This window comes from Amycolatopsis sp. NPDC057786 (assembly GCF_042797905.1).
Taxonomy (GTDB): Bacteria; Actinomycetota; Actinomycetes; order Mycobacteriales; family Pseudonocardiaceae; genus Amycolatopsis.
Genome location: NZ_JBHVKW010000006.1, coordinates 65,459 through 85,902 on the forward strand (window position 1 = coordinate 65,459; position 20,444 = coordinate 85,902).

The following is a 20,444-nucleotide window of genomic DNA, read 5'->3' on the forward strand; positions in this document are numbered from 1 at the left end:
CCCCGACCTGCGGAAATCACGTTCCGCCGGTGACCCGCCGCCGTTGAACGGCCGGTCGCTGATCCCGTAGGTTGTCTGTGAGTGACCGGCAGACTACGAGGGAGGGCGTATGTCGGGATATCAGGTGGTCATCGACGGGATCAGACAGTCGGGGAAGGCCGCTGGGAGGGTCGCCGACGGGTTGCGGGGCGCGACCTGTTCGGCGACCGTGCCCGGCGGTGACGCGGGCATCCCGGGTGCCCGCGCGGTCGGCAAGCTGGCCGAGGTGAAACAGGCTCTGCAAGACCGTGAACGGTCATTCGAGACCAGGCTCGACACGCACGGCGCGTCCATGACCACGGCTGCCGACCGCTACAGCACCCAGGACGCGGCCGCCGCCAGCGACCTCAGCACAGCGCCGCAGCCCACCGGCGGGGTGAAGGCGGTCTGATGGTCACCTGGGACGAGGTCACCCGCTGGGATCCCGCGCCGCTGCGCGACGCGGTCGCCGCGATCAACAATGCCTACAACAAAGTCATCGCTTGCTCCGACGACCTGCGCGACATCAACACGCCTTACGGCTGGCACGGTGACGCCGCCAGTGCGGCCGCCGCCGAGGTCAATCAGATCATCGACGGTCTGGAGGAATACGCCGCCGAGGTCGCCTCGTTGCGCCGCAGTTCCGGCGACGTCGGCGACGCGATCACCGGCGTGCGGAACGCCGTGACCGAAGTCGAAGGACTCGCCCGCACACACCATTTCACCGTCGGCGGCGACGGCGCGGTCAATGACAATGGTCCGCCGCCGGACACCCCCGAGGAGCAGAAAGAAGCGGTCGCCGCCGAACGGCGGACGATTGCCGCCGAGCTTCGCGATCGGGTCGAACAGGTTCTCCGTCAAGCCGTCGATATCGATGACGATTTCTGTGCGGTACTCGACCGCATTCTCGCTGGGCACGCCATCGACGCCACGGGGAACGACAACGAAAACACCTCGCTCGCCGCCGCCGGAAACTCCGGCGCCGCCATGGGGTCACTGTCCATTCTCGCGCCCCCACCGGTCGACGCGAGCCCATCGGCGAACGCCGCATGGTGGGCGGCTCTGTCACAGAACCAGCGACTACGTCTGATCAAGGACCACCCCGAGATGGTCGGCAATCGTGACGGGGTGGCGGCGTGGGCCCGCAGCAGCGCAAATATCGCCTTGCTCGAACACGAGCGCCAGGCACTCCAAGACGAGCGCACCCAACTGATGAAGACAGCACCTCCCGACCTCAACAGGGATGTGCCCAGCGTTCACAAGTACCTGGAGAAGCTTGAGAAGCTGGACGAACGGTTGGCCGCCCTCGGCAAGGTAGACGGCCTGGTGAAGGGACCCGACGGCAAGCCGAATCCCGATCGGCAGCTACTGTCGCTCGACCTGACCGGCGACCGCCTCAAAGCCGCCGTAGCCAACGGCAATGTCGATGCCGCCGAGCATGTCGCGGTCTTCACGCCCGGTATGAATTCATCGGTCGGCACCAACCTGGACGGCTACGTCGAAGACATGCGTAAGGTGCGCGATGCCGCAGAAGACATCTTGGACAGCAAGGGCGACAACAGCCAGGTGGCCACGGTGACGTGGCTCGGATATGAACCGCCGACCACGAGCAACCCGGCCGATATTCCCGACATCATCGACGGCAGCGCCGCCCGCGACGGTGCGGACAAGCTCGCCCGGTTCGACCAGGGCATCAATGCCTCTCGCCCCGTAGACCCGCACCTGACCGCGCTCGGGCACTCCTACGGCTCACTGACTACCGGAATCGCCCTCAACAGCCACACAGGGGTGGACGACGCCGTGTTCTTCGGCTCACCCGGCATCTCCGACACCCCGGCAGGCCAACCGCTCGGCGAGGCCGAGATCCGACGGATGCAACTACCCGAAGGCCACGCCTACAACCTCGAAGCCGACGGCGACGCCGTCGCCGACATCGGCTCACTCAGCAGCGGCCGCTACGGAACAGACCCCAGCGACATGGCGGGAATGAACCAGCTCCAGACCGGTGCGGCAGTCACACCAGACGGCCGACCACTCGCCGGATCAACTGGACACAGCGAATACACCAAAACCATGCCCGACGGCACCGACAGCACCAGCAAGTACAACATCGCCGCCGTCGTATCCGGACACGCCGAACTGGCAATCCCCGCCCGAGGTTAAGGCTCAAACACGTGACCCACCGACCACGCACCCTGATCGCGGCCGCCTGCACAGTCGGCCTGATCGCACTTTCTGCAGCAGCATGCAGCGACCCCGACGCATCCGGCCCCGGCAAGGACACCATGCCCACCCAACAGCAGCAGTTCGCGACACTCCTGCAACGCCCCGACATCGATCAAGCACTCACCCGGCACAACGAGATGCGCGGCAAAATCCGCGACGCCCTCACCAGAGAACTCCCAACACCTCCATGGAAGGACAGCGGCCGGGGCGACAGCGTAGGCGGCTGCGCGCGAAGCTTCCCGAATATTCATCCCTATGACGCGCAGGAAGTACACCCAGCCAGCTGGGTCTCAGCGATAGCGCCCACGCCGGAGCAGTGGGCGAAAGCAAAAACGATCATCACCGAGTCCGCCGCACCGTATGGCTTCACCACTGTGACCCTCAGCTCTGACAAGCCAGGCAACTATCAGTTCAATCTCACCGACAAGGATGGCGCCGAGCTCGCTATCGGAGCAGATAAAGCCCTCGTCATGGCCATCACCACTAGCTGTCACCTCACCGCCGAGGCCCACCGCCGTGGTACGCCTCGCAGCACCGAGCCGGGTCAGTAAGACTGGTTCTCCTGCCCCTTGTTCACCCTGGGCCAGAGGGCAGGAGAACCATATCCGCAGGTCACGAGTAGGTAACTTAAACAGGGTTAGCTCTAACCCGAATCGCCACTCACGACCACCCCGCTGCCGTTCAGCGCCGGATCAGGCCGAGGTCGGTCGCGGTGGCGACAGCGGCGGTACGCGAATCGACGCCGAGTTTGGTGTAGCTGCGGGCCAGATGGGATTTCACCGTGCCCTCGGTCAGGTGGAGCCGATCGGCGATGGCCCGGTTGGACAGGCCGTCGGCGACCAGGACCAGGACTTCGATCTCGCGCAGCGTCAGCGCGGTGGCGGGCATCCGCATCCGGTTCATGAGGCGGTCGGCGACGGTCGGGGCGAGCGCGGTGCGTCCGGCGGCTGCGGTGCGCACGGCCGCCGCCAGATCCTCCGGCGGGGCGTCCTTGAGGAGGTAGCCGGTCGCGCCCGCTTCGATGGCGGGCAGCGTGTCGGCGTCGGTGTCGTAGGTGGTGACGATGAGAACCCGGGGTGCGTCCGGCCGCGCCGTGATCGCCGCGGTGGCCTCGGCGCCGGTCATCCCGGAACCGAAACGCAGGTCCATCAGCACGACGTCGATGTCGCCCTCGGCGGCGCGGGCCACCGCCTCCTCGGCGGTCGCGGCTTCGGCCGAGACCACGAGGCCGGGTTCGGTTTCCAGTACGGCACGCAGCCCCGCCCGGACGATGGGGTGGTCGTCGGCCAGCAGGAGCCGGATAGGGGCTTCGGTCACGGGCATTCCTTGGGCAGTCGCGCGGACACGGTCGTCCCGTCTCCGCGGGAGGAGTCGACGGTGAAGATCCCGTCCAGCGCTTCGGTCCGGGTGCGCATCGCGGTGAGCCCGAAGCCGCTGTGTTCCGGGTCGAAGCCGACGCCGTCGTCGACGACGGCGAGGGTGACGTACTCGCCACGGTAGCTCAGCGTGACGTCCGCGGTGGACGCGTCGGCGTGCCGGACGGTGTTCGCCAGCGCCGCCTGACCGATGCGCAGCAACGCGACCTCGTGCGCGGTCGGCAGGGGAACGGGGTCGCCGTCGAGATGGAAGCGCGCGGCGATCCGATGCCGCGAACCGGTGGTGGCGCACAGCCGTTCCAGCGCGTCGGCCAGCGTGGTGCCGTCGAGTGCGGGAGGGGACAGGGCGACGACGAACCGGCGGGCTTCGGCGAGGTTGTCCGCGGCGGCTTGACGAGCCTGTCCGACGTAGCGGGCGGCGTTGCCCGCGGCATCCGGCAGCGTCCTTTCCGCCGCGCGCAACAGGAGTTGAATACTCGACAGTCCCTGGGCGAGGGTGTCGTGGATCTCGTGGGCCAGCCGCTCCCGTTCGGCGAGCACTCCCGCCGCGTGCTGGGCTTCGGCGAGGTCGGCGCGCGTGGCGGTGAGCTCCTCGATCAGGTTCCGGCGGCGTTCGCTCTCGCGGTACAGCGCCTGGTAACCCCAGACGACGGCTACCGCGACGGCGGCGCCGAGTGCCGGTCCGATCGCCGCCGCCGGGGCGAAGGAACCCTGGTGGACGGCGAACGCGGTGATCGCCGCCAGCGCGGTCGCGATCACCGCGACCAGGCCTTGGCGGCGTGGCAGCAGATGCAGCTGCAGGAAGTACAACGGGAAGGCGACCCAGACGCCGTCGGCGGTCAGCACCAGCAGGATCAGCCACACGAGGCCCACGGCGACCAGCCACCACAGTGCGGCCCGCCGGGACGTCCGGACGCGGGGCAGAAGCGGGCCTGCCGCGTAGACCACGGCGCACGTCACCGCCACCGCGACGACCGCTCCCGCTGCGGATGAACCGTCCGCCACCGCCCGCGCGGCCGCCAGCGCGAGCAGTGCGACGAGCAGCAGGTGCAGACACCAGGTCAGCACCCGGCTGGTCGGGGTCAAAACGGGCGCGGCTGTCACAGTGCGTCCAGATTACGGAGCGGGATCGGCGAGCGCCTCTATCCAAAGGTAGAGGCGGCGTGCCGTCTTCCGGCGGGCGAAGTGCCATCTCCGGCCGGATGCCGGGGGAGGTCCACGACGGCGATCGTGGAGAGGTAGCCAGCCCACCCGCCGGAGAGGACAGACCCGAGCCGTGTTCGTCGCCTGGAGAGATCTGAGATTCGCCAAAGGACGGTTCGCCCTGATGGGTGCCGTCGTCGTTCTGATCACCTTGCTGGTCGGCCTGTTGTCCGGGCTCACCGCGGGACTGGGCGAGCAGAACATCTCCGCGATCACGGGCCTGCCCGCGGACAAGATCGTCTTCGCCGCCCCCGGTGCCGGGCAGAGCCTCTCGTACGCCAATTCCGCCGTCACCGAGACACAGCGGCGGCAGTGGGCCGAGACCCCGGGCGTCACCGCGGCCGAACCACTGGGTATCGCCACCACCAAGGCCACCGCGGGAGGGCGCAGCGCCGGGATCTCCGTTTTCGGCGTGCGGACCGGATCGGCACTCGCCCCGGACGGCGAAAGGATCACCGGAGACTCGGTGGTGCTGTCGACGTCCGCCGCCGACGAGCTGGGCGTCCGCGGTGGGGACACCATCGCCGTGGCCGGGCGCCCGTTGACGGTCGCCGCCGTGACGGGAGACGCCTGGTTCAGCCATACACCGGTGATCTGGGCGAGCCTCGACGTCTGGGCGAAGACGGCGCCACCCGCCGACGGCGAGCCGAGCGCGACAGTGCTCGCGCTGACCACCACGGCCGACGCCGATCTCGCGGCCGCGGACCTCGCCGCCGGCACGACGACGGTCTCGAAGAGCGACTCGTTGTCCGCGATCGGCTCCTACACCTCGGAAAACGGTTCGCTACAACTGATGCGCGGCTTCCTCTTCGCCATCTCCGCGCTCGTGATCGGCGCCTTCTTCACCGTGTGGACCATCCAGCGCAGCGGTGACATCGCCGTTCTCAAGGCGTTGGGGGCGAGCACCGCCTTCCTGCTGAAGGACGCGCTCGGCCAGGCCGTCGTCCTTCTCGTCGGCGGCACCGCCATCGGAACGGGCTTGGCCGTCACGCTCGGCACCTTGGTCGCCGGCTCCGCCGTGCCCTTCCTGCTGACTCCGGCCACCGTGCTCGTGCCGTCCGCCGTGATGATCCTGCTCGGCGCCCTGGGCGCGGCGCTTTCCGTCCGCCGCATCACTTCCGTCGACCCGCTGACCGCACTGGGGAGCGCCCGATGAGCCTGAACCTGACCGGTGTCACTCTCACCTATCCCGACGGCGACACCCGCCTCACCGCACTCGACGACGTCACGATGGACGTCCCGCCGGGCACGCTCACCGCGGTCGCCGGACCCTCCGGCTCCGGCAAGTCCAGCCTGCTCGCCGTCGCGGCCACCCTCATCACCCCGGACCACGGGACCGTGACGGTCGACGGCACCACGACCACCGGCCTGACCCGCGGCGAACTCACCGAACTTCGCCGAAGCAAGGTCGGGATCGTCTTCCAGCAGCCGAATCTGCTTCCCGCCCTCACGTCCGCCGAACAGCTCCAGGTCATGGCCAGGATCGACGGCCGCAGCCCGGCCGGGGCACGGGGTGCGGCCATGGAACTGCTCGACGCCGTCGGGCTCGCGGCGCAGGCCGGACGTCGCCCGCACCAGCTCTCCGGTGGCCAGCGACAGCGGGTGAACATCGCCCGCGCGTTGATGAACGAACCCACCGTGCTGCTGATCGACGAACCGACGAGCGCCCTCGATCACGACCGCGGCGCCGCGGTCATCGACCTGATCGCCCGCCTGACGCGCGAGCGGTCCACCGCCACCGTCCTGGTCACGCACGACCGCGGTCATCTCACCGCCGTGGACCGCATCGTCGAGGTTCAAGACGGACGGCTCTCCCCGGAGGACGGACATTCGGATTCGCCCGTCTTCATTCCGATCCATGCGTAGAAGGATCACGGCGCCTTCGTCCACCCTGCACCGTTGGTATTATTATACCGCTTCCTGCTAGGGTGCCGGTATAATAATACCAACCAGTGGACACGGGGAACCGATGATCGAACTGAAGACGTCCGCCGAGATCGAGCGCATGCACGTGACCGGGCGTTTCGTCGCCGAAGTGCTCACCGAGGTCGGCGACCTCGCGAACGTGGGCGTCAATCTGATGGATCTGGAGCACCACGTACGCGGCATGATCAAGCGTCGGGGCGCGGAGTCCTGCTACTGGGACTACGCGCCGTCCTTCGGCAAAGGCCCGTTCCGCAACGTCATCTGCCTGGCGGTCAACGACGCCGTCCTGCACGGCCTGCCTCACGACTACACGCTGCGCGACGGGGACGTGCTCACCGCAGATCTCGCGGTGAAGATCGACGGCTGGGCGGCCGACTCGGCGCGCACGGTCATCGTCGGGACGCCCGCCGAGGAGGATCTGCGGCTGATCCGCGCCACCGAGGAGGCGCTGGAGGCCGCGATCGAGGCCGCGCGCCCTGGCAACCGCCTCGGCGACATCTCCGCGGCCATCTGGGCGGTGGCCCGCGCCCACGGCTACCCGGTGAACACCGAGTTCGGCGGCCACGGCATCGGCCGCACCATGCACGAGGAACTGCACATCCCCAACAAGGGCAAGGCGGGCCGCGGTCTGACGCTGCGGCCGGGACTCACCGTCGCACTCGAACCCTGGTTCGCCCGCACGACCGACCGGATCGTCTTCGACGACGACGGCTGGACCATCCGTTCGGCCGACGGTTCCCGGGCGGCTCATTCGGAGCACACGGTGGCCATCACGGAAGGTGCTCCGCTGGTGCTCACCAGGCGCGACGACGAAGTGGCCGCCTCTGCGTGACGTTCGACCGAAAACTCCGAATACGGCCCGTCATCACGGCGCGACCGTTAGAGTGAACGGTCGCTGTAGTCATCACCTATGAGGAGTAGCGGTTCATGATCGCCGAGAGCGCGAACCAGCAGAGCGTGACCTTCCCGCAGGAAGCCACGCCGATCTTCGACCTGGTCGCGAAGATGGTGGCGCGGACGAAGACCGAGGACGAGCACGACTTCGACCGCGAAGCCGGTCTCGCGACCTCGGTGTAGCTTCCCGCCGAGAATCAGTCAGGTGGCGTGCCCGTGCGGGCACGGAGTTCCGCGGCCGTGCGGCGGGCGTGGGCCAGGCCGTCGAGGATCCATTGCGGGGGCTGACGGTCGTTGGTCGCGATCCGCTCGTAGGCGGCGACCAGCCTTTCCGCGATCTTCAGCCGGGCGTCCGCGGCCGCTGGTTCACGCACCGCTTCGCCTTCCGCCTGCTCAGCCGGGATCGTGACCAGGGCGAGGTGCCCGGTCGGCGAACGGGAAGGCTCCGTCGCGGACTCGGCGGTGTCGGGTCGCAGTTCCGGAGTCGGCAGCCGTCGCAGGTGGAAGCCCGTCTGATCGGTGTGCTCCGGCACGCCCTCACGGCGCGCGTCCTGCGACGGGAAGGGGTCCGCGCGGAACCGTGCGACCGAGGGCCAGTATCGGGTCCGTACGGACCGCGGTGTCGCCCCTTCGAATCCGTACGCGATCTCCTGCCAGGTCTTCCCGTCGAGCCTCGCGGCGACCACCGCCGCCTCGAGGATCTGCTGTGCCATCCCGATCAGGCCGGAATGATCCCGCGTCGAGCAGGCGTCCTCCCTGGCGGCGTTCGCGGCGAGGTCGGCCAGCTCCGCCGCGTGCGCGGCGAGGACCAGGTGAGCCCGGGTGGCGGCGGTGGGGATGGAGTGGCGCGTGGTCACCGTCCACTCCTCGTGGCGGTCCGGGGGGTCGACAAGAGGCTCGCGGAATCCCGCATGCCGTGACTCACAGGTGTTCTCACCTTCTCTGATATGCAGACTTGCATAAATATGCAATTCGTGGGCGGGTGCCGGTGCTCAAGTAACGCGTATTTGTGCCCTGATCGGGTGTGGTCGTGCCCCATCGGCGCGGGCTGAGGTTCGGCGGCTCCGGAAATCGGGCACGATCAGGGGTGTGCGGACGGCTGGACCTGCAGGGAAGGGATGCCGATGAACAGCCCCCTGTATCAGGCGACGGCGGAGTTCTTCAAGACGCTGGGGCACCCCGTCCGGATCCGCGTGCTCGAACTGCTCAGCGAGCGGGAGCATCACGTCTCGGAGCTGCTCGCCGACCTCGGTATCGAACCCGCCAACCTGTCCCAGCAGCTCGCCGTCCTGCGTCGCGCCAACCTGGTGGTGCCCCGTAAGGAGGGCACGACCGTCTCCTACTCGCTGACCAGTCCGTCGGTCGCCGAACTGCTCACCCTCGCTCGCGGGATCCTGACCGGGGTCATCGCCGGCCAGCTGGGGTTGCTCGACGATCTGCAGAATTCCGCCGGAGTTTCCGGTGGTCCGCATTCACCTGAAAAAGAATGAAAACCGAAAACGGCCCTATTTTCTTTGTTCATGACGCAGGCTGATCGTCATTTGTTTTCCTCGACGGCGTCCGCGCGTTGCTCGCTCGATTCTGAATTTTCCTCGCGGGGGAGCGTGCCATTTCCGGCGGCCGCCCTCCTCGTCTCCTCGACCAGAGAGTCGAAGATGGGGGTTCCGCACAGCTCCACATGGTCCTCCGTCGTGCCGGTCTTCGTGCCCGGTCATCTTGCCCCGGAACGGCTTCTTCGATCCAGTTCCGCCGGGCAATGCACTCGATAGAGCTCACCCTCCGGGGTGAGTCATTCGCCGATGCGAAAAAGTCGAGTGTAGGACACGGCTCTTTCCGTGCGCGCACTCAGTCCCGCCGGTTTTGCGGAAATAAGGATTCCACTTTCCGGTGAGCGTCGAGAAAAGGATTTCTCTCGCCTCAGTCGGCTCGCGTGCCGAACCCGTGGCGGTCAGCGCGGGGCGGAGAACTCGACCCGGTAGCGCGTCGGCGTCGTGCCCAGCGCGGTGGTGAAGTGTTCGCGAAGACGGGCAGGTGTGCCGAAGCCGGACTGTGCGGCGACCGCGTCTATGCCGAGCGCGGTCGTCTCGAGGAGTTGGCGTGCTCGCGCGAGGCGTTGCGCGACAAGCCAGCTGTGGACGGTGGTCCCGGTGCGGGCGCGGAACGAGCGGGTGAAGGTGCTCCGGCTCATATGCGCCCTCGCGGCGAGGTCGTCGATGCTGTGCTGCGCGTCCAGCCTGGACCGCGCCCAGCTCATCACGGTGGTGAGCGGGTCGTCATCCGCGGCGGGCACGGGCAGCTCGATGAACTGGGCCTGCCCGCCGGGACGGTGCGGCGCGGCGACGATCCGGCGGGCGACGCGGTTGGCGACGACCTGCCCGGCCGTGCGGGCGAGCAGGTGAAGGCAGGTGTCGATCCCGGCGGTCGCGCCCGCGCCGGTCACGATGTCTCCTTCGTCGACGTACAACTCCTCGGGGCGCAGTTCCACCGAAGGGAAGCGCCTCCGGAAGGTTTCGACCCATTGCCAGTGGGTGGTCGCGGTGCGTCCGTCGAGGATGCCGGCGTCCGCCAGAGCGAAGACTCCCAGGCAGAGCCCGACGACGAGTGCTCCGCGTTCGTGCGCGGCGCGCAGCGCGGCGGATACGGGCGAGGGCGTCGGAGTTTCCGGGTCGGACCACCACGGCACCACGACGATGTCGGCCTCCGTCAGCGCGCCGAGGCCGGCGGGAACGTCGATCGCATAACCGGCGCTCGTGGTGAGCCTGCCCGGTTCGGCGGCGGCGATCGTGATCGGCCACGGTTCCATGTCACCCGCCGGGGCCTCGGGTCCCCACACCAGCGACGGCACGGCGAGATGGAACGGGCTGATCCCCTCGAACGCCAGGACGGCCACACTCGGAGCGCTCATCGTTCCCTTCCCGCGGATGTCGGCCGATCTCGACGACAGCTGACCCGAATCCGTATCTCTCTATCGGATCGGGTCAGCAATCATGGTAGCCGTACCGACCGGAAAGCGAAGGACACACGATGACCAGCACCACCCTCCGCGAAATCAGCACCTTTCCGACGACCCCCGCGACGCTCTCGGACGCGACCGTGATCCTCGTCGACTACCAGAACACCTACACGCGCGGCGTGATGGAGCTCGACGGCTGGGAAGCGGCGCTCGACGAGGCGGCCACCTTGCTGGCGCGGGCTCGCGCCGAGGGCGCGACGGTCATCCACGTCATGCACGACGGCGGCGAGGGCAGCCCGTACGACCTCCAGCAGGACATCGGCCGGATCCACGAACGTGTCGCCCCTGTTGCGGGCGAGGAGATCGTGGTGAAGACCGCGCCGAACTCGTTCGTCGGGACCAGGCTGGGTGAGCTGGTCGACGCCGCCGGACACCAGGACGTCGTCGTGGCCGGGTTCATGACCCATATGTGCGTCACGTTCACCGCGGAGGGCGCGTTCCTGCGCGGGAACACCCCGACCGTGGTGGCCGCTGCCTGCGCCACGCGCGCGCTTCCTTCCGTCGCCGGCCCGGTGAGCGCCGCGGAACAGCATCGCTCGGCGCTCGCGACGATCGGTGATCTCTACGCGGTCGTCGTCGGTTCCTCGGCCGACCTCGGCTAGAACGGGCGGTACCGGAGCTCGCCGCAGTCCGAATCCACGTGGATACCTAACCCGAAACGCCACTCACGACCAGGGTGAAGGCTCCCATCACCGCATCGGACGCGACGAAGGGAGCCTTCACCCCGCCGCCGGCCCCGCCCACGAGCACGACACGTTCGACTCACCCTTCAACAGGACCTGCGGGGTTGGGCTCCCACGTGGATCATGTGGGTATCCGCCGCCGAAGCATCGAAGGGGTCGTGATGGCCAAGCCCAACGTCGCCGAGCAGTTCGTCCAAGTCCTGGTTCAGGCCGGGGTGGAACGGATCTACGGCGTGGTCGGAGACAGCCTCAACCCCGTCGTCGACGCGATCCGCCGCACCCCGGGCATCGAGTGGGTCCATGTCCGCAATGAGGAGGCGGGCGCCTTCGCCGCGGCCGCCGAGGCTCAGCTGACCGGGCGGCTCGCGGTGTGCGCGGGTAGCTGCGGCCCCGGCAACACCCATCTGGTGCAAGGCCTTTACGACGCGCACCGCACCGGCGCCCCGGTGCTCGCGCTCGCCTCGCATATCCCGTCCGGCCAGATCGGGACCGGGTTCTTCCAGGAGACCCATCCCGAACGGCTGTTCGTCGACTGCAGTGGCTATTGCGAACAGATCAGCGGGCCCGCCCAGATGCCCAGGGTGCTGCGAATCGCCATGCAGCACGCGGTGTCCCGAGGTGAGGTTTCGGTTCTGGTGTTGCCCGGCGACGTCGCGCACCTCGACGCTGTCGCACCCACGGGGACCGGGGCGCCGGTCACCGAGCACGGGACGATCGTGCCGCCCGAACCCCAGGTGGCACGGCTGGCCGAGTTGATCAACGACGCCGAGACCGTCACCTTGTTCGCCGGCGCCGGGGTGCGCGGCGCGCACGCGGAGGTGATGGAGCTGGCGGAGACCGTGCAGGCGCCGGTCGGCCACAGCCTGCGCGGCAAGGAATGGATCCAGTACGACAATCCCTACGACGTCGGGATGAGCGGGCTGCTCGGCTACGGCGCCTGCTACCGGGCCATGCACGACGCGGATCTGCTGGTCTTGCTTGGCACCGATTTCCCTTACGACTCCTTCCTTCCCCAGGCGCGGACCGTGCAGATCGACCACGACGCGACCCGCCTCGGCAGGCGTACCCCGCTGGAACTGGCGGTACACGGCGACGTGCGGGAGACCCTTCGGGCCGTGCAGCCGCTCCTGCGGCGCAAGACCGACCGGACGTTCCTGGACCGCATGCTGCGTGATCACTGCAAAACGCTGGAACAGGTCGTCGACGCCTACACCCGCAACGTCGAGCGGCACGTGCCGATCCACCCGGAGTTCGCCGCGGATCTCCTCGACGAGCTGGCCGCGGACGACGCGATCTTCACCGTCGACACCGGTATGTGCAATGTCTGGGCGGCCAGGTATATCACCCCCAACGGGCGCCGCCGGGTCATCGGATCGTTCCTGCACGGCACGATGGCCAACGCCCTGCCGCACGCCATCGGCGCGCAGTTCGCCTATCCGGGACGACAGGTCGTGTCGATGTCCGGCGACGGTGGGCTGGGCATGCTGCTCGGCGAACTGCTCACCGTGGCCCTGCACGACCTCCCGGTCAAGATCGTCACGTTCAACAACTCCTCGCTGGGCATGGTGAAGCTGGAGATGCTGGTGGACGGCCTGCCCGATTATCAGACCGACCACCGTCCGGTCGACTTCGCCGCCATCGCCGGCGGCGCGGGTCTGCGTGCCGAGCGGGTGACCGACCCGACCCGGTTACGCGCGGCCCTCAAGGAAGCGCTGAGTCACGACGGCCCGGCACTGGTGGACGTCGTGACCGACCCGAACGCGCTGTCCGTCCCGCCGCATATCACCGCCGGTCAGCTCGGTGGCTTCGCCTTGGCCGCGAGCAAGGTCGTCCTCGAAGGCGGGGTCGGCCGGATGATCGACCTCGCCAGGGCCAACCTCCGGAACATTCCTCGGCCGTGACGCGCGCGTCAGGCCCGGCCGGTGCCCATTCCGCGCCACAGCAGGTCGAGCAGGCTCGCGACGTCGCGCCGCCATTCGCCTTTCGGGTCGAGGTACAGCAGTCCGCCCAGTCCACGTAGGACGGTCTCGGGCCGTAGGTCCGCGCGGACGGTGCCGGCGTCGACATTGGCCTGCAGCAAGGTGGAAACCGCACCGACCATGTCCTGGTACGCCCCTGCCGGCAGCTCCCCGCGCGAGGCGGTCGCGGCGCGCAGGGCGTCGGCCAGGCCGCGCTTGGTCATCATGTAGTGCGCCAGGTGGTCGGTCGTCCACACGCGGAACGCCTGCTCCGGTGGGTACTTCTCGAGCAGGCTCGGCACGATCTCGACGAGCTGGCGCACCTCACGGCGGTACACGGCCAGGATGAGGGCTTCCGGCGTGGGGAAGTGCCGGTACACCGTGCCGACGCCGACCTCGGCCTTCTTCGCGATGGCGTTGAAGGAGACTTCACCGGAACAGGCCAGGGATTTCGCCGCGGTGGCGAGGATGCGCTCGTGGTTGCGGCGGGTGTCCGCGCGCCGGGGATTGACCGATCCCGTCGTCATGACCCCTCCTGTCCGCCTCGTTCTCCGGTGAATGTAGCCGAGGAACCCGTCGGACCTGGAGCGACTCCAGGGCGAGCATCGACCTTGCCGAGCGGATTGTAATCCGCTAACTTGAAAATCGAAGCGGATGAATATCCGTTTCACTTCGCGAACGGACTTCCCACCACCTCAACCTACGCCGTCGGGCCCGGCCCGGACGATCTGCGGAAAGAGATCCAGTGGACATCTCACTCGAAGTCAATGGCAGGACGGAACATCTCGGTGTCGATCCCGGGGTGACCCTGCTCGACGCGCTGCGGGAGCGGCTCGCCGTCACGGGGCCGAAGAAAGGTTGTGACAGAGGGCAGTGCGGCGCCTGCACGGTACACGTCGGCGGCCGTCCGGTGCTCTCCTGCCTGACCTTGGCCGCCACCGTGAAGCAGCCGGTGACCACGGTCGAAGCACTGTCCACTGAGGACGGTCTGCATCCGGTCCAGCAGGCGTTCGTCGATCAGGACGCCCTCCAGTGCGGATTCTGCACGTCCGGGCAGATCATGTCGGCCGTCGCCGCCGTCGAACAAGGCGTCGAGGACGTCCGGGAGTTCATGTCGGGCAATCTCTGCCGATGCGCGGCGTACCCGAACATCGTCGCCGCGATCGAGCAGGCGAGGAGGGCCGATGCGTCCCTTTGAGCTGCTCGCGCCCGAGACCGTCGAAGACGCGGTCGGTTCGTCCGGCGCGTTCCTGGCGGGCGGGACCACACTCGTCGACCTGATGAAACTCAATGTCCTGACGCCGCCGCAGGTGCTGGACATCAACGCGGTACCGCTGCGCGGCATCGACACCACCGACGGGCTCCGCTTCGGGGCGCTGGAACGGATGGCGGACATCGCCGGACATCCCGGGGTGTACCCGGCGATCTCCCGTGCGCTGCTGCTCAGCGCATCCCAGCAGATCCGGAACATGGCCAGCATCGGCGGAAACCTCATGCAGCGCACGCGCTGCTCGTACTTCCGCGACGTCGCCATGCCGTGCAACCGGCGGGCCCCCGGCAGCGGCTGCCCGGCGATCTCGGGCGCCAACCGGATGCACGCGGTGCTGGGCACGAGCGATTCGTGCGTGGCGACCCACGCCAGCGACGTCGCCGTCGCCCTGGTCGCCCTCGACGCGCGGCTCCATCTGGTCAGCGAGACCGGGAGCCGCACCGTCGAGCTGGGCTCCTTCTACCGCCTGCCCGGCGACACTCCCGAGCTCGAGAACGACCTGCGGCCCGGCGAACTGATCGCCGAGGTCGAAGTGCCGCGGCTGGACTGGGCGACGAACTCCACCTACGTCAAGGTGCGGGACAGGCAGTCCTACGAGTTCGCGCTGTGCTCCGCGGCCGTCGCGCTGCGGGTGGAAGACTCGCGCGTCGTCGACGCCCGGGTCGCGGCAGGCGGCGTGGCCACCGTGCCGTGGCGGCTGCCCGCGGTCGAGGAGGCCTTGCGGGGTGCGCCCGCGACGGTCGCCGCCTTCGAAGACGCCGCGGCGCTCGCCGCCGAGGGCGCGCGCCCCTTGTCCGCGAACGGATTCAAGACGTCGTTGCTGCGGCGGACCATCGTCCGCGCGCTGCTCGAACTGACCGAGGGGAGCCGCTCATGACCAGCCGGGTGGACGGGCCGCTGAAGGTCACCGGCCGGGCCGAGTACGGGGCGGACCACACCTTCCCCGGGCTCGTCCACGGTTACGTCGTGCTCAGCACGATCGCCCACGGCGAGATCGACACGATGGACGTCACGGCGGCGAAGGGCGCGCCCGGCGTCCTCGGCGTGTACACGCCCTTCGATCCGCTGGAACTGCGCACTCCGGCCACGCCGTTCATGGGCGAGACCTGGGTTCCGTTGCAGGACAAGGAAGTCACTTATTACGGCCAGCCGATCGGGTTCGTGGTCGCCGAGACCTACGAGCAGGCGCGCGACGCGGCGATGCTGGTCGAGGTCTCCTATCTCGGCAGGCAGGCCCAGACGTCCTTGGAGGACGGCCTCGCCTCAGCCGAAGAGCCGCCCGCCGCGAGAGACGGTGGCCCGTCGGCCCTCGCCGTGCTCGCGCCGGGGGTCGAGTCCATCGAGGACGCGCTCGCCGAGAGCCCGGTGGTGGTCGAAGCCACGTACACCACCGCGCCTCAGCACCACGCCGCGATGGAGCCGCATTCCGCGGTCGCGGTGTGGGGCCCCGACGGCCTGACGATCCACAGTGGCAACCAGGGATCCAACCTCCAGGCGGCGGAGCTGGCGATGGCGCTGGACACGAAGCCGTCCGAGGTGCACGCGGTGAATCCCTTCGTCGGTGGTGCGTTCGGGGGCAAGGGCCGCACGTCCGCCCCGGCGTTCCTCGCCGCGGCGGCGGCCAGGGTGCTGGGCAGGCCGGTGAAGGCCGTACTCAGCCGGGAGCAGGTCTTCACCGCGACCGCGGGCCGCGCCGCGACGGTGCAGAAGATCGCCCTCGGCGCGGAGCACGACGGCACGCTGAACGCGCTGCGGCACGATTCGTGGTGCAGCACGCCCCTGGACCGGTCGTTCGTCGAGCCGACGTCACACGGCACATCGCGCGAGTGGTACGCCACCCGGAACCTGGCCATCAGCCAGAAGATGGTGCCGCTCAACATCCCGCCGACCACCTTCATGCGGGCGCCGGGTGAGGCACCGGGATCCTTCGCGCTGGAGAGCGCGATCGACGAACTCGCGGTCGCGCTGGGCATGGATCCGATCGAGCTGCGGCAGCGGAACAATTCGACCGCTCCGCCCGGCAAAGATCTGCAGTGGTCGAGCAAGCACCTCGACGAATGTTTCCGCGTCGGCGCGGCGCGGTTCGGCTGGGCGGATCGCACGCCCGACGGCCGCACCGACGGCGACTGGCTCGTGGGCATGGGCACGGCCACCGCCATGTTCCCCGCACTGCGGTTCCCGGCCACGGTCGGGATCACCCTGCTGCCCGACGACACGGCGGTCGTCGCGACCAGCGGGGCGGACCCCGGGACGGGCCTGCTGACCGTGCTTTCCCTGGTGGGCGCGGAATCGCTGGACATCCCGCCGGATCGGGTGGTGCCGCGGCTCGGCGATTCGGCCCTGCCGCCCGGAGGCATGTCCGGCGGTTCCACGGCGACCGCGAGCGCGAGCACGGCCATCATGATCGCCGCGGCCAACGCGATCGACGAGCTGCTCGCACTGGCGTCGGCACCGGGAGCACCGTTTGACGGCATGGACGTCTCCTACGCCGACGGCCGGGTGCTGGCGGGCGACCGGACGATGTCGTTCGGGGAACTGTTGCGGGCACTGGGCCGCACCTCGTTGTCCGTGACCGGTACCTCGGCACCCGGCGAGGAGTTGACGAAGCATTCGTTCAGTTCGTTCGGCGCGCAGTTCTGCGAAGTCCGCGTGCACCGGTGGACCCGCGAGATCCGGGTGTCCCGCATGCTCGGGGTGTTCGACGCCGGCCGGATCATCAACCCGGCGGCGGCACGCAGCCAGATCCTCGGAGGCATGATCTGGGGTGTTTCGGCCGCCCTGCACGAAGGGTTGGAGGTCGAGGAGAACGGACGATTCGCCAACGGTGACTTCGCGAGCTACCTGATCCCGGTGAACGCGGACATCCCCGAGGTCGACGTCCACTTCCTCGAGTACCCGGACACCCTGCACAACTCGGTCGGCGCGAAGGGGCTTGGCGAGATCGGCATCGTCGGGATGGCGGCGGCCGTCGCGAACGCCGTCCACAACGCGACCGGCATCCGGGTCCGGCACATCCCCATCCTGATCGAGGACCTCCTCGACGAGTCCTAGGAGATCGCGGGCCTCGGGCGCTAGACCGGATCTCGCGTGATCAGAGCCGGATCTCGCGTGCTTGGAGGCGTAACTCGCGTGTTTGGAGCCGAAAGCCACGGTGCGGAGCGTGTTCCGGCTCCAAACACGTGAGTTACGGCTCTGATCACGTGAGTTACGGCTTCAAGCACGCGAGATCGGGGTTCAGGCCTCGGAGTCCCGGGCGTCCCGCCGCGGTTCTTATCGCATCGCCGAAGGGCTCCCGGCAGGTATCGAAGGGATTGCCGCTGGTCGCGCTCCGCCACCGTATTCCGGTCCGGCCGGGCCGATCCGGGGCCACCAGGGCGATCCCGCACCCCCGGACGGTGGATTCGGCCACCACCGGCTAGTCTTCCCCACGGCCGCGGCGGGGCGGTACTCGCCCTGTTCCCTGCCGGGAGCAGACTGTTCGGCGCATACGGTGTCGGGCTCGCGGCGGGCTTCTTCGCCTATCTGGTGTTGCTGCTGATCATGGTGGCGAAGTCGAAGGACTTCGGCGTCGAGTGGTTCTTGGACGGGCGCCGCCGGAAACCTGCGGACGAGGACCACATCCCCGCCGGGACCCGTGCCTCCGGCGCGCCGATGTCCCGCGAAGACTCGCGGTTGCCGAGCTGACGAGCGTGGGTCGTGAGTGGCGATTCGGGTTCTAACCCGAAACGCCACTCACGAGGTCCAGCACCGCCGATTTCCCGTGATCGACCGGACGACACGCGTGACTGGATGGACGACGCGCGGCCCGGTCCCACCGCGAGTCGTCCGTCCAATCACGCGTGTCGTCCATCCAGTCACGCGAAAACGCCAGCACCGACCGAACCACGTGCGCCTACCCATCAATAAGACGTGGTCTCCCGATGGCGCCCGTAAGGCTTGGCGTCGAGAAGCGTGACGCGCACCGCCCCGCCGTTGGGTACGCGATACTCCCGCCTCTCGCCCGGTTGCGCGCCGTGAAGCGCGCGGCCGAGCGGGGAGTCGGGGGAGTAGACCTCGAGATCGCCGTGGCCTGCCTCGTCCCGCGTGCCGAGCAGGAAGGTCTCGGTGTCGCCGTCGTCGTATCGGACGGTGAGCACCATGCCGGGCTCGGCGATCCCGTCGTCGGGCGGATCCTGTCCGACGACGGCGTGGCGCAGCATGTCCTCGATCTGCCGGATCCGGGCCTGCCGGTGGATGTTGTGCGCGATTTCGTCGTCGTCGCCGTACCGGTCGTCGGTGCCGGGACGCCGCAACGTCGCGAGCTCCCGCACCAGGCGCGCGTGCGCTTCCTTGGTCAGCCAAGGGCCTGACATGGTGGTGATCGCCTTTCGGTGGATACGTCTGTGAGGGCCGGGCGCGGAAAGGACCCGACCCCCACAGACCTTCGGTGAGTCCCGCGTCGGTCAGCGGGACTCGGGTTCGCGGGACCGCCGCTGGAAGACGCCCGCGTCGGTGGCGAAGCCGATCGCGGCCTTCAGCAGAAGGTCCTTCTCGGTGCGCAGCAGGGCGTTTTCGGCGCGGAGCCGGTCCACTTCGGACTGTTCGTCGGACGGGGTTTCGTTGTCCGGAGTCATCGGCGAAGAGGGTCGAAGGGGCGCAGGGCCTCCGGCTGTTTGCCGGTGGTGATGTGCTCGGCCAGGAGCCGTCCGGTGATCGGGCCGTGGGTGAGTCCCCACATCCCGTGCCCGCCCGCGACGTAGAGCCCGGGGGTGCTCGTCGCGCCGATCACGTGCCGCCCGTCGGTGGTGACCGGACGGGAGCCGACCCATTCGTCGGTGCGCCCTTCCCAGTCCAGGCCGGTGAGGAAGGGGCGTGCCGACGCGATGATCGAGGCGATCCGGGCCGGATCCAGTGGTGCGTCCGGCTTCCGGAACTCCATCGTCCCGGCCACGCGGAGGCCGCCCTGGTACGGCGTGCACGCCACGCGGATGTCCGGCAGGTAGAGCGGGCCCGGCACCGGATGGTCGGTCGGCACGGTGAAGGAGTAGCCCCGTCCGGCGCGGACGGGAACCTTGACTCCCCACTTCCGGCCCAGGTCACCCAGCCAGGCCCCGGTCGCCAGCACGACCGCGTTGGCGTTCACCGTCTGGCCGGTCTTCGAGCGCACACTCAGCGCGTGCTGGTAGGCGCGCAGGGAAGCGACCTCGAACTTGTGGCGAATCGTGCCGCCCCGACCCACCACCGCCCGTGCCAGCGACTCGACGAACCGGCCCGGATCGACGTAGCGCTGCCCGTCGATCCGGACGGCGGCGCCGAGCCGGGCCGTGGCCTGGGGAAACCGCTCGGCGAGATCGGCCGCGGTGAGCCGTGTCCAGGAGATCGCCTGCCCTGTCTCCTCGATACGCCGCAGCTCGGAGATCAGCGCCGAGGCCTGGTCCGCGGTCTCGAACGCAGCGGTGATCGGTGCTTCGATGGTCGGCGCGTCCACCCCGTTCGCGGTGAGGACGTCGAAGGCTTCCAAGCACTCTTCGTTCAGCGGCGAGTTCGCCTCGACCGCGCGGGTCCACGACCGTCCGGTGCAGTTCGCGGCGAAGCGGGCGAGAAACGACCACAGCCGCGGATCGGGGGATGGCGGGACGTGCAGAGGTGCCTGCCGGTCCAGCAGGGTCCGCAACCCGTAGCGCAGGACGCCGGGTTCGTTGAGCGGGATCGCCAGGCCGGGGGAGAGCCAGCCGGCATTGCCCCACGACGCCCCCGCCGCGATACCTTCGCGATCCAGCACCGTGACGCCGACGCCACGTTCTTGCAGGAACCACGCGGTCGACAGGCCGACCACGCCGGCTCCGATCACGATCGCCGAACGCGGGCCGCCGTCGATCCGGTCGAGCTCGCCCATGA

At 68.8% G+C, this 20,444-nt stretch carries 22 protein-coding genes; 14 read left to right on the top strand and 8 right to left on the bottom strand.

Annotated elements, in window-relative coordinates; genetic code table 11:
• Positions 1-109 precede the first annotated feature (109 nt).
• From ACFVM3_RS06460 to ACFVM3_RS06470, 3 genes are read left to right on the top strand one after another with little or no spacing between them, the layout of a single operon-like run.
• Positions 110-430, top strand: a complete 321-nt coding sequence (locus ACFVM3_RS06460) for a DUF6317 family protein (protein ID WP_378436178.1) — start codon at positions 110-112, stop codon at positions 428-430.
• Positions 430-2,181 carry an alpha/beta hydrolase gene (locus tag ACFVM3_RS06465; RefSeq protein ID WP_378436179.1) on the top strand — a complete coding sequence of 584 codons (1,752 nt, stop codon included), beginning with the start codon at positions 430-432 and terminating at the stop codon, positions 2,179-2,181. The genes ACFVM3_RS06460 and ACFVM3_RS06465 overlap by 1 nt, the downstream gene beginning before the upstream one ends.
• A gap of 11 nt (positions 2,182-2,192) precedes the next feature.
• Complete coding sequence (locus ACFVM3_RS06470) at positions 2,193-2,795, top strand: LppA family lipoprotein (RefSeq protein WP_378436181.1); 603 nt, start codon at positions 2,193-2,195, stop codon at positions 2,793-2,795.
• 130 nt (positions 2,796-2,925) lie between these two features.
• Here ACFVM3_RS06470 and ACFVM3_RS06475 read toward each other — a convergent pair whose 3' ends face one another.
• Together ACFVM3_RS06475 and ACFVM3_RS06480 are read right to left on the bottom strand one after the other, a co-directional pair.
• Positions 2,926-3,561: a response regulator gene (locus ACFVM3_RS06475; protein WP_378436183.1), complete on the bottom strand. Its 636-nt coding sequence runs from the start codon at positions 3,559-3,561 to the stop codon at positions 2,926-2,928.
• Positions 3,558-4,724 (bottom strand): sensor histidine kinase, encoded by a 1,167-nt coding sequence (locus tag ACFVM3_RS06480; RefSeq protein WP_378436185.1) that lies wholly within the window; start codon positions 4,722-4,724, stop codon positions 3,558-3,560. The genes ACFVM3_RS06475 and ACFVM3_RS06480 overlap by 4 nt, the downstream gene beginning before the upstream one ends.
• Before the next feature lie 172 nt (positions 4,725-4,896).
• Here ACFVM3_RS06480 and ACFVM3_RS06485 point away from each other — a divergent pair, with 172 nt between their 5' ends.
• From ACFVM3_RS06485 to ACFVM3_RS06500, 4 genes are all read left to right on the top strand, one after another.
• Positions 4,897-5,979 carry an ABC transporter permease gene (locus tag ACFVM3_RS06485; protein ID WP_378436187.1) on the top strand — a complete coding sequence of 361 codons (1,083 nt, stop codon included), beginning with the start codon at positions 4,897-4,899 and terminating at the stop codon, positions 5,977-5,979.
• A complete protein-coding gene (locus ACFVM3_RS06490) occupies positions 5,976-6,689 on the top strand; it encodes an ABC transporter ATP-binding protein (protein ID WP_378436189.1) in 714 nt (237 codons plus the stop codon). Before ACFVM3_RS06485 ends, ACFVM3_RS06490 begins: the two co-directional genes overlap by 4 nt.
• Before the next feature lie 103 nt (positions 6,690-6,792).
• On the top strand, positions 6,793-7,581 hold the full coding sequence (gene map / locus ACFVM3_RS06495) for a type I methionyl aminopeptidase (protein WP_378436191.1): 789 nt from the start codon (positions 6,793-6,795) through the stop codon (positions 7,579-7,581).
• Between the two features lie 95 nt (positions 7,582-7,676).
• Entirely contained in the window at positions 7,677-7,826 is a 150-nt protein-coding gene (locus ACFVM3_RS06500) for a hypothetical protein (RefSeq protein ID WP_378436193.1), read from the top strand.
• A 14-nt stretch (positions 7,827-7,840) separates the two neighbouring features.
• On the opposite strand, the gene ACFVM3_RS06505 is transcribed toward ACFVM3_RS06500, so the two are convergent.
• Positions 7,841-8,500, bottom strand: coding sequence for a hypothetical protein (locus ACFVM3_RS06505; RefSeq protein WP_378436195.1), 660 nt, complete (start codon positions 8,498-8,500; stop codon positions 7,841-7,843).
• Positions 8,501-8,767: 267 nt separating this feature from the next.
• Between ACFVM3_RS06505 and ACFVM3_RS06510 the strand changes: the two genes are divergently transcribed.
• Positions 8,768-9,133, top strand: coding sequence for an ArsR/SmtB family transcription factor (locus ACFVM3_RS06510; RefSeq protein WP_378436197.1), 366 nt, complete (start codon positions 8,768-8,770; stop codon positions 9,131-9,133).
• Positions 9,134-9,591: 458 nt separating this feature from the next.
• Here the strand turns inward: ACFVM3_RS06510 and ACFVM3_RS06515 are convergent, their stop codons facing one another.
• Positions 9,592-10,548 carry a helix-turn-helix domain-containing protein gene (locus ACFVM3_RS06515; RefSeq protein WP_378436199.1) on the bottom strand — a complete coding sequence of 319 codons (957 nt, stop codon included), beginning with the start codon at positions 10,546-10,548 and terminating at the stop codon, positions 9,592-9,594.
• Between the two features lie 119 nt (positions 10,549-10,667).
• On the opposite strand from ACFVM3_RS06515, the gene ACFVM3_RS06520 reads away from it, so the two are divergent.
• Together ACFVM3_RS06520 and ACFVM3_RS06525 are read left to right on the top strand one after the other, a co-directional pair.
• On the top strand, positions 10,668-11,258 hold the full coding sequence (locus ACFVM3_RS06520; RefSeq protein ID WP_378436201.1) for an isochorismatase family protein: 591 nt from the start codon (positions 10,668-10,670) through the stop codon (positions 11,256-11,258).
• A gap of 242 nt (positions 11,259-11,500) precedes the next feature.
• Positions 11,501-13,240 carry a pyruvate dehydrogenase gene (locus ACFVM3_RS06525; RefSeq protein ID WP_378436203.1) on the top strand — a complete coding sequence of 580 codons (1,740 nt, stop codon included), beginning with the start codon at positions 11,501-11,503 and terminating at the stop codon, positions 13,238-13,240.
• 8 nt (positions 13,241-13,248) lie between these two features.
• On the opposite strand, the gene ACFVM3_RS06530 is transcribed toward ACFVM3_RS06525, so the two are convergent.
• On the bottom strand, positions 13,249-13,824 hold the full coding sequence (locus tag ACFVM3_RS06530) for a TetR/AcrR family transcriptional regulator (protein WP_378436205.1): 576 nt from the start codon (positions 13,822-13,824) through the stop codon (positions 13,249-13,251).
• Positions 13,825-14,042: 218 nt separating this feature from the next.
• Between ACFVM3_RS06530 and ACFVM3_RS06535 the strand changes: the two genes are divergently transcribed.
• The 4 genes from ACFVM3_RS06535 to ACFVM3_RS06550 all read left to right on the top strand — a co-directional run bounded on the left by ACFVM3_RS06535 (position 14,043) and on the right by ACFVM3_RS06550 (position 18,251).
• The gene (locus ACFVM3_RS06535; RefSeq protein WP_378436207.1) at positions 14,043-14,495 is read left to right on the top strand and encodes a (2Fe-2S)-binding protein; all 453 of its coding nucleotides are present in this window, start codon (positions 14,043-14,045) and stop codon (positions 14,493-14,495) included.
• Positions 14,482-15,444: an FAD binding domain-containing protein gene (locus tag ACFVM3_RS06540; RefSeq protein ID WP_378436209.1), complete on the top strand. Its 963-nt coding sequence runs from the start codon at positions 14,482-14,484 to the stop codon at positions 15,442-15,444. The genes ACFVM3_RS06535 and ACFVM3_RS06540 overlap by 14 nt, the downstream gene beginning before the upstream one ends.
• Entirely contained in the window at positions 15,441-17,618 is a 2,178-nt protein-coding gene (locus tag ACFVM3_RS06545) for a xanthine dehydrogenase family protein molybdopterin-binding subunit (protein WP_378436210.1), read from the top strand. The genes ACFVM3_RS06540 and ACFVM3_RS06545 overlap by 4 nt, the downstream gene beginning before the upstream one ends.
• 474 nt (positions 17,619-18,092) lie before the next feature.
• The gene (locus ACFVM3_RS06550) at positions 18,093-18,251 is read left to right on the top strand and encodes a hypothetical protein (protein WP_378436212.1); all 159 of its coding nucleotides are present in this window, start codon (positions 18,093-18,095) and stop codon (positions 18,249-18,251) included.
• Between the two features lie 215 nt (positions 18,252-18,466).
• Here the strand turns inward: ACFVM3_RS06550 and ACFVM3_RS06555 are convergent, their stop codons facing one another.
• The 3 genes from ACFVM3_RS06555 to ACFVM3_RS06565 all read right to left on the bottom strand — a co-directional run bounded on the left by ACFVM3_RS06555 (position 18,467) and on the right by ACFVM3_RS06565 (position 20,442).
• Positions 18,467-18,919, bottom strand: a complete 453-nt coding sequence (locus ACFVM3_RS06555) for a GreA/GreB family elongation factor (RefSeq protein WP_378436214.1) — start codon at positions 18,917-18,919, stop codon at positions 18,467-18,469.
• A gap of 90 nt (positions 18,920-19,009) precedes the next feature.
• Positions 19,010-19,180 (bottom strand): hypothetical protein, encoded by a 171-nt coding sequence (locus tag ACFVM3_RS06560; protein ID WP_378436216.1) that lies wholly within the window; start codon positions 19,178-19,180, stop codon positions 19,010-19,012.
• On the bottom strand, positions 19,177-20,442 hold the full coding sequence (locus tag ACFVM3_RS06565; protein WP_378436217.1) for an NAD(P)/FAD-dependent oxidoreductase: 1,266 nt from the start codon (positions 20,440-20,442) through the stop codon (positions 19,177-19,179). The genes ACFVM3_RS06560 and ACFVM3_RS06565 overlap by 4 nt, the downstream gene beginning before the upstream one ends.
• Between the last annotated feature and the right edge of the window lie 2 nt (positions 20,443-20,444).

Excerpts from the sequence above, each read along its gene's own strand:
- ACFVM3_RS06510 (WP_378436197.1), top strand. The coding sequence starts at position 8,768 with ATGAACAGCCCCCTGTATCAGGCGACGGCGGAGTTCTTCAAGACGCTG.
- ACFVM3_RS06560 (WP_378436216.1), bottom strand. The coding sequence starts at position 19,180 with ATGACTCCGGACAACGAAACCCCGTCCGACGAACAGTCCGAAGTGGAC.
- ACFVM3_RS06555 (WP_378436214.1), bottom strand. The coding sequence starts at position 18,919 with ATGTCAGGCCCTTGGCTGACCAAGGAAGCGCACGCGCGCCTGGTGCGG.
- ACFVM3_RS06540 (WP_378436209.1), top strand. The coding sequence starts at position 14,482 with ATGCGTCCCTTTGAGCTGCTCGCGCCCGAGACCGTCGAAGACGCGGTC.
- ACFVM3_RS06465 (WP_378436179.1), top strand. The coding sequence starts at position 430 with ATGGTCACCTGGGACGAGGTCACCCGCTGGGATCCCGCGCCGCTGCGC.
- ACFVM3_RS06545 (WP_378436210.1), top strand. The coding sequence starts at position 15,441 with ATGACCAGCCGGGTGGACGGGCCGCTGAAGGTCACCGGCCGGGCCGAG.
- ACFVM3_RS06565 (WP_378436217.1), bottom strand. The coding sequence starts at position 20,442 with ATGGGCGAGCTCGACCGGATCGACGGCGGCCCGCGTTCGGCGATCGTG.
- ACFVM3_RS06500 (WP_378436193.1), top strand. The coding sequence starts at position 7,677 with ATGATCGCCGAGAGCGCGAACCAGCAGAGCGTGACCTTCCCGCAGGAA.
- map (WP_378436191.1), top strand. The coding sequence starts at position 6,793 with ATGATCGAACTGAAGACGTCCGCCGAGATCGAGCGCATGCACGTGACC.
- ACFVM3_RS06460 (WP_378436178.1), top strand. The coding sequence starts at position 110 with ATGTCGGGATATCAGGTGGTCATCGACGGGATCAGACAGTCGGGGAAG.
- ACFVM3_RS06520 (WP_378436201.1), top strand. The coding sequence starts at position 10,668 with ATGACCAGCACCACCCTCCGCGAAATCAGCACCTTTCCGACGACCCCC.
- ACFVM3_RS06515 (WP_378436199.1), bottom strand. The coding sequence starts at position 10,548 with ATGAGCGCTCCGAGTGTGGCCGTCCTGGCGTTCGAGGGGATCAGCCCG.
- ACFVM3_RS06530 (WP_378436205.1), bottom strand. The coding sequence starts at position 13,824 with ATGACGACGGGATCGGTCAATCCCCGGCGCGCGGACACCCGCCGCAAC.
- ACFVM3_RS06490 (WP_378436189.1), top strand. The coding sequence starts at position 5,976 with ATGAGCCTGAACCTGACCGGTGTCACTCTCACCTATCCCGACGGCGAC.
- ACFVM3_RS06525 (WP_378436203.1), top strand. The coding sequence starts at position 11,501 with ATGGCCAAGCCCAACGTCGCCGAGCAGTTCGTCCAAGTCCTGGTTCAG.